The following is a 16,463-nucleotide window of genomic DNA, read 5'->3' on the forward strand; positions in this document are numbered from 1 at the left end:
TCCATTTCCCGCGTTTCTGCTCCGTCTTCGCGTGACCGAGGAGTCTGTTCCATGCTGCGTACCGAACTGGTGCGGCCACTGCCCGAGTTGCTGCGGATCCAGGCCGAGACCCACGCCGGCAAGGCCGCGTTCAGCGACGTACGCCGGAGCGTCACGTACAAGGAGCTCCGGGCCCGCACGGGGCGGCTGGCCGGACACCTCGCGGCGCTCGGGCTCGCGCCCGGTGACCGTGCGCTGATCCATCTGGGCAACACCGTGGAGACGGTCGAGGCCTATCTCGCCGTGCTGCGCGCGGACGGAGTGGGTGTGCCGGCCGCTTCGCAGGCGACGGCCGCCGAGCTGGCGCATCTGCTGGACGACAGCGGAGCGCGCGTGGTGCTCACGGACGCCGCCGGTGCTGCGCTACTCGCTCCCCTGGCCGCCGAACGGTCCCTGATCCTGATCCTGGCCGCGGACGGCGAGAGCACCGAAGGCCTCGCCTCGTTCGAGGCGCTCGCCACGACCGACGCGCCCCGGCCGGCCCGCGACGGGCTGTCCCTGGACGACCCGGCGTTCCTGCTCTACACCTCGGGCACCACGGGCCGCCCCAAGGGCGTGCTGTCCACGCAGCGCAGCTGCCTGTGGTCGGTGGCCGCCTGCTACGCCCCGGTGTTCGGCCTGTCGGCCGAAACCAGGGTGCTGTGGCCGCTGCCGCTGTTCCACAGCCTGGCGCATGTGTTCTGCGTGCTCGGCGTCACGGCGACGGGTGCGTCCGCGCACCTCATGCCGGGCCTGTCGGCGGGTGATGTGCTGGACGAGCTGGCCGAGGGCGGGTACACGCTGCTGGCGGGCGTTCCCACCCTGTACCACCAGCTGATCGAGGTCGCGCGCGGCCGCGGCGGCGAGCGGCCCGTGCTGCCGGGGCTGCGGCTCGGCCTCACCTCGGGGGCCGGCGCGGGCACCTCGCTCGCGCACGCCTTCGAGGACGTGTTCGGGGTGCCGCTGCTGGACACCTACGGCTCCACCGAGACGTGCGGGGCCATCACCGCCGACGTGCCCGGCGACGAGCGCGTCCCGGGCTCCAGCGGCCGTCCCGTGCCCGGCCTTTCGCTGCGGCTGGCCGACCCCGGCTCCGGGGCGGACGTCGCCCCGGGCGAGGAGGGCGAGGTGTGGGTGTCGGGCCCGAACCTGATGCTCGGCTACCACAACCGCCCCGAGGACACCGCCGAGGCACTGGTCGACGGCTACTACCGCACCGGCGATCTGGGCCGCACGGACTCCGCCGGCCGGCTCACCCTGACCGGGCGGCTGAAGGAACTCGTCATCCGCGGCGGCGAGAACATCCACCCCGGCGAGATCGAGGAGGTGCTGCGCTCGCTCGGCGGCGTCGCCGACGCCGCCGTGAGGGGCGTACCGCACGAGGTGCTCGGCGAGGTGCCGGTCGCGTTCCTGGTGCCCGCGGCGGGTGCCGGGCCGCTGGACGCGGACGTGATCTTCGCCGCCTGCCGGGAGCGGCTGTCCCACATCAAGATCCCGGAGACGCTGTACGTGACGGAGTCGGTGCCGCGCACCGGTTCCGGGAAGCCGGTCCGGCACGCGCTCGACCCCGCGTCGGCGGTGCTGCTGGCGTCGCGGCCGGCCGATGTCTCGGGGCTCGCCGAGGCGGCCCCGCCGGCGGATCCGGCCGTCGCGGACGCGCTGCGCGAACGGCTGCTGGCAGCCACCGTGGACAGCCGCACGGACCTGCTGGCCTCGGTGGTACGGGAGGCGGCCGCCCAGGTGCTGGGCGGGCGCGGGGCGCACGCCGTGCCGGCGGACCGTTCGTTCAAGGACCTGGGCCTGGACTCGGCGGCCGCGGTCCGGCTGCGCAACCGGCTGACCGCCGCCACGGGTCTCAGGCTGCCCGCCTCGCTGGCCTTCGACCGGCCCACCTGCGAGGCGGCGGCCCGGCACCTTGTGGACCTGCTGCTGGGCACGTCGGCCACCCCGGTGGCGCGGCGGCGCCGGGCGGCGGCCGACGAGGACCCGGTGGTCGTCGTCGGCATGAGCTGCCGGCTGCCGGGCGGGGTGCGCGGCCCCGAGGACCTGTGGGACCTGGTCGCCGAAGGGCGCGACGCGGTCTCGCAGTTCCCCGCCGACCGGGGCTGGGACCTGGAGAAGCTGTATCACCCGGACCCGGAGCAGCCGGGGACGAGCTACGTGCGCGAGGCCGGGTTCCTGTACGACGCGGGGGACTTCGACGCGGAGTTCTTCGGGATCAGCCCGCGTGAGGCGCTCGCCATGGACCCGCAGCAGCGGCTGCTGCTGGAGACCTCCTGGGAGGCTTTCGAGCGGGCCGGTATCCACCCGCGGTCGCTGCGCGGCACCCGGACCGGTGTGTACGCGGGTGTGATGTTCCACGACTACGCCACCGGTCTGGACCGGGTGCCGGAGGGTCTGGAGGGCTATCTCGGCACCGGCCGCGCGGGCAGTGTGATGTCCGGCCGCATCAGCTATGTGCTGGGCCTGGAGGGCCCGGCGATGACCGTCGACACGGCCTGCTCGTCGTCGCTGGTGGCGCTGCACCTGGCGGCGCAGGCGCTGCGCGGCGGGGAGTGTGACCTGGCGCTGGCCGGCGGTGTCGCGGTGATGTCGACGCCCGAGGTGTTCGTGGAGTTCAGCCGGCAGCGCGGGCTCGCCGCGGACGGGCGCTGCAAGGCGTTCGCGGGCGCGGCCGACGGCACGGGCTGGGCCGAGGGAGTGGGCGTCCTGGTCCTGGAGCGGCTGTCGGACGCGCGGCGGGCGGGCCACCGGGTGCTGGCCGTGGTGCGGGGCACGGCCGTCAACCAGGACGGTGCCAGCAACGGTCTCACGGCACCCAACGGTCCCTCCCAGCAGCGTGTCATCGAGGAGGCTCTCGCCAGTGCCGGGCTCGGTGCCTCGGACGTGGACGCGGTCGAGGCGCACGGCACCGGCACCCGGCTCGGCGACCCGATCGAGGCACAGGCCGTCCTGGCCGCCTACGGTCAGGACCGCGAACAGCCTTTGTGGCTGGGCTCGTTGAAGTCCAACATCGGGCACGCGCAGGCCGCCGCCGGTGTCGCCGGTGTCATCAAGATGGTGCAGGCCATGCACCACGGTGTGCTGCCCAGGACCCTGCACGTCGACGAGCCCACCCCGCACGTCGACTGGACGGCGGGCAACGTCGAACTGCTCACCGAGGCCCGGGAGTGGCCCGAGCTGGACCGGCCGCGCCGCGCCGGTGTCTCCTCGTTCGGGGTCAGCGGCACGAACGCCCATGTCGTTCTGGAGCAGGCTCCCGCCGAGGAGCCGGCGCACAGCGGGACGAAAACGGGCACGGCGCCGTCGATGTGGCCGCTGTCGGCCCGCACCGAGGAGGCTCTGCGCGCCCAGGCCGGGCGGCTGCTGGAGCGCGTCGAAGCGCGCGCCGACGCCGAACCCGCGGCCGTGGCACGGGCGCTGGCCACCACACGGGCCTCCTTCGACCAGCGCGCGGTCGTGGTCGGGCAAGGCCGCGCCGATCTGCTTCAGGGGCTGCGCGCGCTCGCCGAGGGCGCCTCGGCGCCGCAGGTCGTCGAGGGCACGAGCGTCGGCGAGGACGCGGGCCGGGCCGTGTTCGTCTTCCCCGGCCAGGGCGCGCAGTGGGCCGGCATGGCCGTCGAACTGCTCGACACCTCACCGGTGTTCGCGGCCCGGCTCACGGAGTGCGCCAAGGCGCTGGCACCGTTCACCGACTGGTCGCTGATCGACGTCCTGCGTGAGGCACCCGGCGCGCCCGGCTTCGACCGTGTCGACGTGGTGCAGCCCGCGCTGTGGGCGGTCAACGTCTCCATCGCCGCGCTGTGGCGGTCCCACGGCATCCACCCGGCCGCGGTCGTGGGCCACTCGCAGGGCGAGATCGCCGCGGCGGCCGTCGCGGGCGCCCTCACGCTGCAGGACGCGGCCCGGGTGGTCGCCCTGCGCAGCCGGGCCATCATCGCGCTGGCCGGGCGGGGCGGCATGGTCTCGGTCGCGCTGCCCGCCGCCGAGGCGCGCGAGCTGCTCGCCTCCTGGCAGGGGCTGTCGGTGGCCGCCGTCAACGGCCCGGCGTCCGTGGTCGTCTCGGGCTCCACCGCCGAGCTGGACGAACTGATGGAGCGGTGCGCGGCACAGGAGGTACGCGCCCGCCGCATCACCGTGGACTACGCCTCGCACTCGGCGCACGTCGAGGAGATCCACGACGAGGTGGCCGAGCTGCTGGCGCCGATCGCGCCGCGCACCGCCGAGGTGCCGCTGTTCTCCACGGTGGACGGCGAGTGGCTCGACACCACCGTCATGGACGCCGAGTACTGGTACCGCAACCTGCGCCAGACCGTGCGCTTCGAGGACGCCGTCCGTGCGCTCGCCGGGAGCGGGCACGGCCTGTTCGTCGAGTGCAGCCCGCACCCGGTGGTCGCGATGGGCGTGCAGGAGACCGTGGAGGACGCCGGGTCCGCGGCGGCCGTCGTCGGCTCGCTGCGGCGCGGCGAGGGCGGACTGCACCGCTTCACGCTGTCACTCGCCGAGGCGCACACGCGCGGCGCCGTCCCGGACTGGGACGCCGTACTGCCGCCGTCCGCACGGCCGTTCACCGATCTTCCGACGTACGCCTTCCAGCGCCGCCGGTACTGGCTGGAGGCGGCCCCGTCCGCCGGGGACGTCTCGGCCGCCGGCCTGGGCGCCGCCGGGCACCCGCTGCTCGGGGCCGAGGTGCCGCTCGCCGACGGCGAGGGGCTGCTGCTGACCGGACGGCTGTCGGCCCGTACGCACCCGTGGCTCGCCGACCACCTGATCATGGACGCGGTGCTGATGCCGGGGGCGGCGTTCGTGGAACTCGCGGTGCAGGCCGCCGACCGGGTGGGCTGCGACCACGTCGAGGAACTGATCATGGAGGCGCCGCTGGTGCTGCCCGGGCAGGGCGCGGTCCAGCTGCAGACCTTTGTCGGCGCGCCGGACGACTCCGGCCGCCGCCCCTTCACGGTGCACTCGCGTCCCGAGGACGACCCGGACGGCCCCTGGACCCGGCACGTCAGCGGCACCCTGGACACGGCGCCGCCGACGGCGCGGCAGACGGCGTACGACTTCACCCTCTGGCCGCCGCAGGGCGCCGAGCCCGTCGGCATCGACGGCTTCTACGACACTCTGGCGGTCGGCGGGCTCGGTTACGGGCCCGCGTTCCAGGGGCTGCGCAGGGCCTGGCGGCGCGGCGACGAGGTGTTCGCCGAGGTCGGCCTGGACGAGGAACTCACCTCGCAGGCGGGCGAGTTCGGCCTGCACCCGGCGCTGCTCGACGCGGCCCTGCACGCGATGGACCTGGGCGCTGTCGACCGTGATCCGAGCGAGGGCAGGCTGGCGTTCTCCTGGAGCGGGGTCACCCTGTACGCGGCGGGTGCCTCCACCCTGCGGGTGCGGCTCGCCTCGGCCGGGCAGGACGCGATCTCGCTGGACGCGGCGGACAGCGCCGGGGTGCCGGTGGTGGGCGCGCAGTCGCTGGTGACCCGGCCCGTGTCCCGGGACCGGCTGTCCGCCTCGCGCGAGGCGCCGCTGCTGCACGTGGACTGGGTGCCGGCGCCGAAGGGTGCTGTCTCGCCGGTGCCGTCCTTCGCGTGGGCGGTGGCCGGGGACGACCTGGAGGCGCTTGTCGAGGTGCCCCAGGTGGTCGCGGTGAACGTGCCGGGTGCGTCCGAGGGTGAACTCGCCGATTCCGTACGGGGCGTGACGGGCTCGGTGCTGGAGCTGGTGCAGCGGTGGCTGGCCGGGGAGCGGTTCGCCGGGGCACGGCTGGTGCTGGTGACCCGGGGGGCGGTGGCGGCCGGGGAGCAGGTGCCCGATCCGGCGGCGGCCGCCGTGTGGGGGCTGGTGCGGTCGGCCGAGTCGGAGAACCCGGGACGGTTCGTGCTCGTCGACGTCGAGGGTTTCGAAGGACAAGACGCGGTCGCCGAGGCGGTGGCCACCGGTGAGCCCCAGCTGGCGCTGCGGGGCGGGCGGATCCTCGTACCGCGGCTGACCGCCCTGGCGGCGACGGAGCGGGACGGGGCGGTCTGGGACCCGGACGGGACCGTGCTGGTCACCGGCGGCACCGGAGGTCTGGGCGCGCTCGTGGCCCGCCACCTGGTGGCCGAGCACGGCGTACGGCACCTGCTGCTGACCAGCCGGCGCGGACCCGAGGCCGCCGGGGCGGCGGAACTCGCGGCCGAACTGACCGGCCTGGGCGCCGAGGTGAGGGTCGCGGCCTGCGACGCCGCGGATCGTGACGCGGTCGCCGCACTGCTGGCCGCCGTGCCGGGCGAGCACCCGCTGCGGGCCGTCGTGCACACCGCCGGCACGGTCGCCGACGGTGTCGTCGGCTCGCTCACCCCGAACCACCTGGACGAGGTGTTCCGCCCCAAGGCCGACGGCGCCCTGCACCTGCACGAGCTGACCCGCGATCTGGACCTGACGGCGTTCGTGCTGTTCTCCTCCGCGGCCACCGTCTTCGGCAGCCCCGGACAGGCCAACTACGCCGCCGCCAACGCCTTCCTGGACGCCCTCGCCCACCAGCGGCGCGCCCAGGGCCTGCCCGCCGTATCGCTGGCGTGGGGCGTGTGGGCCGAGAGCGGCGGCATGGCGGGACGCCTCGACGAGGGCGACCTCAAGCGGCTCGCCCGCGCGGGCGCGGCCGCGATGACCGCGCAGCAGGGCCTGGCCCTGTTCGACACGGCCGTCTCCGCGGCCGCATCGGCACCACCGGCGCTGGTGCCGATGCGCCTGGAACTGCCCGCGCTGCGGGCCCAAGCCGCCGACGGTGAACTGGCCCCGCTGCTGCGCGGACTGGTGCGCGCCCCGCGCCGCCGCACGACCGCGGCCGCCGCACTCCCGGGCGGCGGTTCACCGCTGGCCGAACGGCTCTCCGGGCTCGGCGCGAAGGAGCGGCACGAGGCTCTCCTCGACCTGGTACGCGGCCACGCGGCCACGGTGCTCGGCCACGGCTCGGGGGGCTCGCTCGCCGCGAACCGCACGTTCAAGGAACTCGGCTTCGACTCGCTGACCGCCGTCGAGCTGCGCAACCGGCTCACCGCGGCGACCGCGCTGCGGCTGCCCGCGACGCTGATCTTCAACTATCCGACACCGGCGGCTCTGGCGGAGCATCTGCACACCGAGCTGGTGGGCACGCAGCCGGCCGTCGAGCCGGCTGCCGCGGCCGCCCGGGTGGATGCCCGGGCGGACGACGACCCGATCGCGATCGTGTCCATGAGCTGCCGGCTGCCGGGCGGCGTGCGCTCCCCCGAGGACCTGTGGCAGCTCCTGGCCTCGGGCGGCGACGCGATCGGCGCCTTCCCCGCCGACCGCGGCTGGGACGTGGAGAACCTGTACGACCCCGACCCGGACGCCTCCGGACGTACGTACGTCCGCGAGGGCGGCTTCCTGTACGACGCGGGCGGCTTCGACGCCGAGTTCTTCGGGATCAGCCCGCGCGAGGCACTCGCCATGGACCCGCAGCAACGGCTGCTCCTGGAGACGTCCTGGGAGGCCTTCGAACGGGCCGGCATCGACCCGGAGCGGGTGCGCGGCGGCCGGGTCGGCGTCTTCGCCGGTACGCACGGCCAGGACTACGCCACGCTCCTGCCCGACGCCCCCCAGGAACTGGAGGGGTACCGGGTGACCGCCGGTGCGGCGAGCGTCGTCTCCGGCCGGATCTCGTACGCGCTGGGCCTGGAGGGCCCGGCCGTGACCGTCGACACGGCCTGCTCGTCCTCGCTGGTCGCCCTGCACCTGGCGGCGCAGGCGCTGCGGGCCGGCGAGTGCGACCTGGCGCTCGCGGGCGCGGTCGCGGTCATCGCCACCTCCGAGGGGCTGGTGTCTTTCAGCCGCCAGCGGGGGCTGGCCCGCGACGGCCGCTGCAAGGCCTTCTCCGCGGCGGCCGACGGCTTCGGCTTCGCCGAGGGCGTGGGCGTACTGCTCCTGGAGCGGCTGTCCGACGCACGGCGCAACGGGCACGAGGTGCTGGCCGTAGTGCGCGGGTCCGCCGTCAACCAGGACGGGGCGTCGAATGGTCTTACGGCTCCCAACGGGCCCGCGCAGGAGCGGGTCATCCGCCAGGCGCTCGCCGGTGCCGGGCTGAGCACGTCCGATGTGGACGCGGTGGAGGCACACGGCACCGGCACCAAACTGGGTGACCCGATCGAGGCCCAGGCTCTGCTCGCCACCTACGGCAAGGACGACCGCGAACAGCCTCTGTGGCTCGGGTCCATCAAGTCCAACATCGGGCACACCCAGGCCGCCGCCGGCGTCGCCGGTGTGATCAAGATGGTGCAGGCGATGCGGCACGGGGTGCTGCCCAAAACCCTGCACGTGGATGAGCCGACCCCGCACGTCGACTGGTCGGCGGGTGCGGTGGAGCTGCTGGCCCAGGCCCGGCAGTGGCCCGAGGCCGACCGGCCGCGCCGGGCCGGCGTGTCCTCCTTCGGGATCAGCGGCACCAACGCGCACGTGATCCTGGAGCAGGCACCGGCCGAGGAGCCCGCCGAGCAGGCTGAGGTCCAGCCGGGGCGTGAACTGCCCGTTGTGCCCTGGGTGTTGTCGGCCAAGAGCCGGCCCGCGCTGCGGGAGCAGGCCGCACGGCTCGCCGCGCACGTCACCGGTGACCAGGACACATCACCGCTGGATGTGGCGCTGTCGCTGGCCGTGTCACGGACCGGCTTCGACCAGCGGGCCGTCGTCGTCGGCGCGAACCGGCAGGAACTGATCGCGGGGCTCACGGCCGTGGCCGAGGGACGCCCCGGCATCATCTCCGGGACCGCCAAAGCCGGGCGCACCGCGTTCCTGTTCACCGGTCAGGGCGCCCAACGCGCTGGTATGGGGCGTGAGTTGTACGACGCCTTCCCCGTCTTCGCCGACGCGCTGGACACCGCATGCGCCGCACTCGACACCTACTTGGACCGGCCGCTGAAGGACGTGATGTTCGCGGCCGACAACGACCTCCTCGACCAGACCCAGTACACCCAGGCCGCCCTCTTCGCCCACGAGACCGCCCTCTACCGCCTTGTCACCAGCTGGGGCGTCACCCCCGACACCCTCGCCGGACACTCCATCGGCGAACTCACCGCCGCCCACCTGGCCGGACTGTGGACCCTGGACGACGCCGCCCGCGTGGTCGCCGCACGCGGACGCCTCATGCAGGCCCTGCCCGCCGGCGGCGCCATGGCCGCCATCGAAGCAACCGAAGACGACATCACCCCGCTGCTGCGCGGACAGGCCGTCATCGCCGCCGTCAACGGACCCACCTCCACCGTCATCTCCGGCGACGAACAGTCGGTCACCGCCATCACCGACGAACTCTCCGCCCAGGGACGGAAGGTCAAACGGCTCACCGTCAGCCACGCCTTCCACTCACCCCTCATGGAACCCATGCTCCACGACTTCCAACACATCCTGGAGTCGGTCGAGTTCCACTCCCCCACCCTGCCGATCATCTCCAACCTCACCGGACAACCCGCCGACCCCGACCAGCTCACCACCCCCGCCTACTGGGTCCGCCACGTCCGCCAGGCCGTCCGCTTCCACGACAGCCTGCGCACCCTCGCCGACCAGGGCACCACCCGCTTCCTCGAGATCGGACCCGACGGCGTCCTCACCGCCCTGGCCCAGCAGAGCCTGGACGACACCACCGCGGCCGCCACCCAGACCAGGAAGCACACCGGGCCCAAAGCCCTGCTCGAGGCCGTCGCCCAGCTCCACGTGCACGGCGCGTCGGTCGACTGGAGCGCCTACCTCGCAGACACCGGCGCCAAAACCGTCGACCTGCCCACCTACCCCTTCCAGCACACCCACTACTGGCTCGAGCCCACGCCCCTCGCAGAGCCGATCGAGGCCGACACCACCGACGCCCGCTTCTGGGAGACGGTGGAGCGCGAGGATCTGGACGCGTTGGCGACGTCGCTGGCGATCGCTCCGGAGACTCCGTTCAGCGAGGTGCTGCCCGCGCTGTCGAGCTGGCGGCGTGAGGTGCGTGAGCAGTCCGCGGCGGAGGCTTGGCACTACCGCGTGGCGTGGCGGCCTCGGCGCACGGGCGGGACGGCGGCGCAGGCCCCGGCCGGCCGCTGGCTGCTGATCGCCTCGGCGGGGAACGCCGAGCACGCGCTCGTCACCGGGGTGACCCGGGCACTGGCCGGGCGGGGCACCGATGTCGCGACCGTGCTCCTTCCCGAGCGGGCCGGCCGGGCTGCGGTGGCGGAGGCTCTGCGTGCCGCCGCGCCGGCGGGGCCGGACGAGATCGGCGGCGTGCTGTCCCTGCTCGGGCTGGACGAAGAGCCTCTGGAGGAGTTCCCGTCCGTGTCCGCCGGCCTCGCCGGCACCCTCACCCTCACCCAGGCCGTCGGCGACATCGGCCTGACCTGCCCGCTGTGGCTGGCCACCAGCGGTGCCGTCGCCGTCGGCGCCGGCGACGCCGTCACCCGGCCGACCCAGACCCAGCTCTGGGGCCTCGGCCGTGTCGTCGCCCTGGAGCACCCGGACCGGTGGGGCGGGCTGGTCGATCTGCCCGCCGTGCCCGACACCCGCACGCTGGAACAACTGGCCGCCGTACTCGCCGACCCACAGGACGAGAACCAACTCGCCCTGCGCCCCTCCGGCACCCACGCCCGCCGCCTCACCCACACCACCCACACCACCCCCGACCAGCACTGGCAACCCCACGGCACCGTCCTCGTCACCGGCGGCACCGGCGCCCTCGGCACCCACGTCGCCCGCTGGCTCGCCACCCACGGAGCCCAGCACCTCATCCTCACCAGCCGACGCGGACCCCACGCACCAGGAGCAGCACAACTACAAACCGAACTCGAAAACCTCGGCACCCACGTCACCATCACCGCCTGCGACACCTCCGACCGCCACGCCCTCGCCACACTCCTCGACCAACACCCGCTCAACGCCGTCGTCCACACCGCCGGCGTCCTCGACGACGGCGTCCTCGACACCCTCACCCCCCACCGCCTCCACACCGTCCTGACCGCCAAAGCCACCACCGCCCACCACCTCCACGAACTCACCACCGGACACGACCTCGACGCCTTCATCCTCTTCTCATCGTTCGCGAGCCTGACCGGCTCTCCCGGCCAGGGGAACTACGCGGCGGCCAACGCCTACCTGGACGGCCTCGCGGAGCACCGCCGCTCCCTCGGACTGCCCGCCACCTCCATCGCCTGGGGCGCCTGGGCCGAGGGCGGCATGGCGACCGGGCCGGAGCTGGAGGAGCGGATGCGCCGGATCGGGCTGGCCGCGATGGCGCCCGGGCGCGCGGTCGCGGAGCTCGGGCGAACCTCCTCGGGCGGCTGCTTCTCGGTGGCGGACGTCGACTGGAAGCGGTTCACGGGGAACCTGGTGCGGCGCGACCGGTTCTACGACGAGTTGGTCGCCGTCCCGCGGTCCGGCGAGGCCGTGAGCACGGCCGTGGAGGACTCCCCCGCCGGGCTCGTGCAGCGGCTGCGTGCCGCGGCGAGCGGTGAGCACGGGCAGCTGGTCCTCGCGTCGGTGCGAGCCGAGGTGGCCGGGGTGCTCGGTCACGCGTCGGCGGACGCGGTCGACCCGGAGCGCGAGTTCAAGCTGCTCGGTCTCGACTCGCTGACCGCCGTCGAGCTGCGCAACCGTCTCACCGCCGCCACGGGGCTGCGGCTGCCCGCGACGGCGGTCTACGACTACCCGACCCCGGCCGTGCTCGCCGCCCACCTGCGGGCCGAACTCGTCGGCGGGGATCCGGAGTCGGCCGTGGACGCGACGGTCCCGGTGCCCCCGGTGGACGACGACCCGATCGCGATCGTGTCGATGAGCTGCCGCTACCCCGGCGGGGTCGGCTCGCCCGAGGACCTGTGGCGCCTGGTCGCCGACGGGGTCGACGCGATGGGCGACCTGCCGGCCGACCGCGGCTGGGACGTGGAGAACCTGTACGACCCCGACCCGGACGCCTCCGGACGTACGTACGTCCGCGAGGGCGGCTTCCTGTACGACGCGGGCGGCTTCGACGCCGAGTTCTTCGGGATCAGCCCGCGCGAGGCACTCGCCATGGACCCGCAGCAACGGCTCCTGCTGGAGACGTCCTGGGAGGCCTTCGAACGGGCCGGCATCGACCCGCACTCGGTGCGCGGCGGCCGGGTCGGCGTCTTCGCCGGCACCAGCAACCTCGACTACACCAAGGCGGTGCGCGAGGTACCGGAGGAGCTGGAGGGCCACCTCGGCCTCGGCAACTCGGCGAGCGTGGTCTCGGGTCGTGTCTCGTACGTTCTCGGGCTGGAGGGCCCGGCCTTCACCGTCGACACGGCCTGCTCGTCCTCACTGGTCGCGATCCACCTGGCCGCGCAGGCTCTGCGGGGCGGCGAGTGCTCGATGGCGCTGGCCGCGGGCGTGACCATCATGTCCAGCCCCAACGCCTTTGTGGAGTTCAGTCGCCAGCGCGGCCTGGCCCAGGACGGCCGGGTCAAGGCCTTCGCGGCAGCCGCGGACGGCACGGGCTGGGGCGAGGGCGTGGGTGTGCTGCTCCTGGAGCGGCTGTCCGACGCACGGCGCAACGGGCACGAGGTGCTGGCCGTGGTCAGTGGCTCGGCCGTCAACCAGGACGGTGCGAGCAACGGGCTGACAGCGCCGAACGGTCCGTCGCAGCAGCGGGTGATCCGGCAGGCGCTCGCCGGTGCGGGGCTGTCCCCCGCCGATGTGGACGCGGTGGAGGCACACGGCACGGGGACCAAGCTGGGTGACCCGATCGAGGCCCAGGCTCTGCTCGCCACCTACGGCAAGAACCGCGAACAACCCCTGTGGCTCGGGTCCGTCAAGTCCAACATCGGGCACACCCAGGCTGCCGCGGGCGTGGCCGGTGTGATCAAGATGGTGCAGGCGATGCGGCACGGGGTGCTGCCCAAGACCCTGCACGTGGATGAGCCGACGCCGCACGTGGACTGGTCGGCGGGTGCGGTGGAGCTGCTGGCCCAGGCCCGGGAGTGGCCCGAGGTGGACCGGCCGCGCCGGGCGGGTGTGTCCTCGTTCGGGATCAGCGGCACCAATGCGCACGTGATCCTGGAGCAGGCGACGGAGGAGCGGGCCGAAGTCGAGCCCGCGCGTGAACTGCCCTTTGTGCCTTGGGTGTTGTCGGCCAAGAGCCGGCCCGCTTTGCGGGATCAGGCCGCACGGCTCGCCGCCCATCTCTCCGGGCGCGATCACACTCCTGCCGAGGTCGCCCTGTCGCTGGCCACCACCCGCGCCCGCCTCGACCAGCGGGCCGTGGTCATCGGCAGCAACCGGGAGGAGCTGATCGCGGGGCTCGCGGCCGTGGCCGAGGGACGCCCCGGGATCGTCACGGGGACTGCCCGGACCGGGCGCACCGCGTTCCTGTTCACCGGTCAGGGCGCCCAACGCGCTGGTATGGGAAGGAGTTGTATGACGTCTTCCCCGTCTTCGCCGACGCGCTGGACACCGCATGCGCCGCACTCGACACCTACTTGGACCGGCCGCTGAAGGACGTGATGTTCGCGGCCGAGGACGATCTCCTCGACCAGACCCAGTACACCCAGGCCGCCCTCTTCGCCTTCGAGACCGCCCTCCACCGGCTCGTCACCAGCTGGGGCATCACCCCCGACACCCTGGCCGGACACTCCATCGGCGAACTCACCGCCGCCCACCTCGCCGGACTGTGGACCCTGGACGACGCCGCCCGCGTGGTCACCGCACGCGGACGCCTCATGCAAGCCCTCCCCGCCGGCGGCGCCATGGCCGCCATCGAAGCAACCGAACAGGAAATAACCCCGCTGCTGCGCGGACAGGCCGTCATCGCCGCCGTCAACGGACCCACCTCCACCGTCATCTCCGGCGACGAAGAATCCGTGGAAGCGGTCCTCGCCGAACTCTCCACCCAGGGACGGAAGGTCAAACGGCTCACCGTCAGCCACGCCTTCCACTCACCCCTCATGGAACCCATGCTCCACGACTTCCAACAAGTCCTGGAGTCGGTCGAGTTCCACTCCCCCACCCTGCCGATCATCTCCAACCTCACCGGACAACCCGCCGACCCCACCGACCTCCAGACCCCGACCTACTGGGTCCGCCACGTCCGCCAGACCGTCCGCTTCCACGACAGCCTCCACACCCTCGCCGACCAGAACACCACCCGCCTCCTCGAAATCGGACCCGACGGAATCCTCACCGCCCTCGCCGCAGACACCCTCGAAGACACCACGTCCATCGCCACCCAGACCCGAAAGCACTCCGGGCCCTCGGCTCTGCTCGATGCCGTCGCCCAGCTCCACGTGCACGGCGCGTTGGTCGACTGGAGCGCCTACCTCGCGGGCTCCGGCGACGGGACCGTCGACCTGCCCACCTACCCCTTCCAGCACACCCACTACTGGCTGGAGCCCACGGCCGCCGAGGAACCGGCAGGCACTGATGCCCAGTTGTGGGAGGCCGTCGAGGGCGACGATCTCCAGTCGCTGGCCGAGGTGCTGGGGACGGACGTGGACGAACGGCTGGAGGCGCTGCTGCCGCTGCTCTCGTCGTACCGCCGGGCGGTACGGCACGAGGACGCGACGACGGCCTGGCGGTACCGGGTCGGCTGGCAGCGGCTGGTGTCCGGGCGGGGTTCGGGCCCGGGTGGGCAGGCACGCCGTTGGCTGGTCGTGCTGCCGGAGGAGTCGGCGGCGGACTCGCCGTACTCGGATCTGAGCGGTCTGGAGGGGAAGGGTGTCGTGCCCGTCCCGCTGCGGCTGCCGAAGGGGGCTGGCCGGGCTGCGGTGGCGGAGGCTCTGCGTGCCGCCGCGCCGGCGGGGCCGGACGAGATCGGTGGCGTGCTGTCCCTGCTCGGGCTGGACGAAGAGCCTCTGGAGGAGTTCCCGTCCGTGTCCGCCGGGCTCGCCGGCACTCTCGCGCTCAGCCAGGCCCTCGGTGACATCGGTCTGGCCTGCCCGCTGTGGCTGGCCACCAGCGGTGCCGTCGCCGTCGGCGCCGGCGACGCCGTCACCCGGCCGACCCAGACCCAGCTCTGGGGTCTGGGGCAGACGTTGGGGGCGGAATCTCCGGACCGGTGGGGCGGGCTGATCGATCTGCCCGCCGTGCCCGACACCCGCACGCTGGAGCAACTGGCCGCCGTACTCGCCGACCCGCAGGACGAGAACCAGCTCGCCCTGCGCCCTTCCGGCGCCCACGCCCGCCGCCTCACCCACACCACCCACACCACCCCCGACCAGCACTGGCAACCCCACGGCACCGTCCTCGTCACCGGCGGCACCGGCGCCCTCGGCACCCACGTCGCCCGCTGGCTCGCCACCCACGGAGCCCAGCACCTCATCCTCACCAGCCGACGCGGACCCCACGCACCAGGAGCAGCACAACTCCAGACCGAACTCGAAAACCTCGGCACCCACGTCACCATCACCGCCTGCGACACCTCCGACCGCCACGCCCTCGCCGCACTCCTCGACCAACACCCGCTCAACGCCGTCGTCCACACCGCCGGCGTCCTCGACGACGGCGTCCTGGACACCCTCACCCCCCACCGCCTCCACACCGTCCTGACCGCCAAAGCCACCACCGCCCACCACCTCCACGAACTCACCACCGGACACGACCTCGACGCCTTCATCCTCTTCTCGTCCGTGGCGGGGGCGTTCGGGGCCGCCGGACAGGGGAACTACGCGGCGGCCAACGCCTACCTGGACGGCCTCGCGGAGCACCGCCGCTCCCTCGGACTGCCCGCCACCTCCATCGCCTGGGGCGCCTGGGCCGAGGGCGGCATGGCGACCGGCGGAGCGGCGGCCAGGCGGCTGGAGCTGAGCGGGGTGCGGCCGATGGCGCCGCAGGACGCGGTGGCGAAGCTGCGGCACGCCGCGGACGGCCGTACGGGCGGGTTCGTCGTCGCGGACATCGCGTGGGACCTGTTCACCCGGGAGTCGGGCTCCGGCCGGCCGAACCCGCTGTTCACTGCCCTGCCCGAGGTACGGGCGGCCCAGCCGGACGGCACGGCCGAACGGCGGGAGGCGGAGCCGGCCGAGGCACTGCTCGCGCGGCTCGCGGACGCGTCGGGGCCCGAGCGGGTCCGGGTGCTCGGCGGGCTGGTGCGGCGCGGGGCGGCCGAGGTGCTCGGCTTCGGTTCGCCCGACGCGGTCGATCCGGAACGGGGCTTCGTGGAGCTCGGCTTCGACTCGCTGCTCGCGGTCCGGCTGCGCAACCGGCTGGGCGCGGAGACGGGTCTGCGGCTGCCGCACACGGTGATCTACGACCACCCGACCCCGGCGGCGCTGGCCGCGCACCTGCTGGCGGAGCTGTTCGCCGCCCCGGAGGAGGACCCCGAGCCGGTGCCGGAGGTCGTACCGGACGGCGCGCTGCTGGAGACCGACCTGGACGCGCTCGATGTGGACGCACTGATCCAACTGACACGCAAGAGCCTGTGAAACCCTCTTCATCGCGGGAGCTGGACAGCGAATGACGAACAAGCCGAACACCTCTCCCGAGGC

The 16,463-nt window shown here is 73.8% G+C and carries 2 protein-coding genes; both read left to right on the forward strand.

Features of this window, described 5'->3' with window-relative positions:
- The first annotated feature begins 51 nt into the window (after positions 1-51).
- A complete protein-coding gene (locus OG410_RS00075) occupies positions 52-13,476 on the forward strand; it encodes a type I polyketide synthase (protein WP_329297128.1) in 13,425 nt (4,474 codons plus the stop codon).
- Positions 13,395-16,400 (forward strand): SDR family NAD(P)-dependent oxidoreductase, encoded by a 3,006-nt coding sequence (locus OG410_RS00080; protein WP_329297129.1) that lies wholly within the window; start codon positions 13,395-13,397, stop codon positions 16,398-16,400. Before OG410_RS00075 ends, OG410_RS00080 begins: the two co-directional genes overlap by 82 nt.
- The last annotated feature ends 63 nt before the right edge of the window (positions 16,401-16,463 follow it).

Source organism: Streptomyces sp. NBC_00659 (assembly GCF_036226925.1).
Classification (GTDB): domain Bacteria; phylum Actinomycetota; class Actinomycetes; order Streptomycetales; family Streptomycetaceae; genus Streptomyces.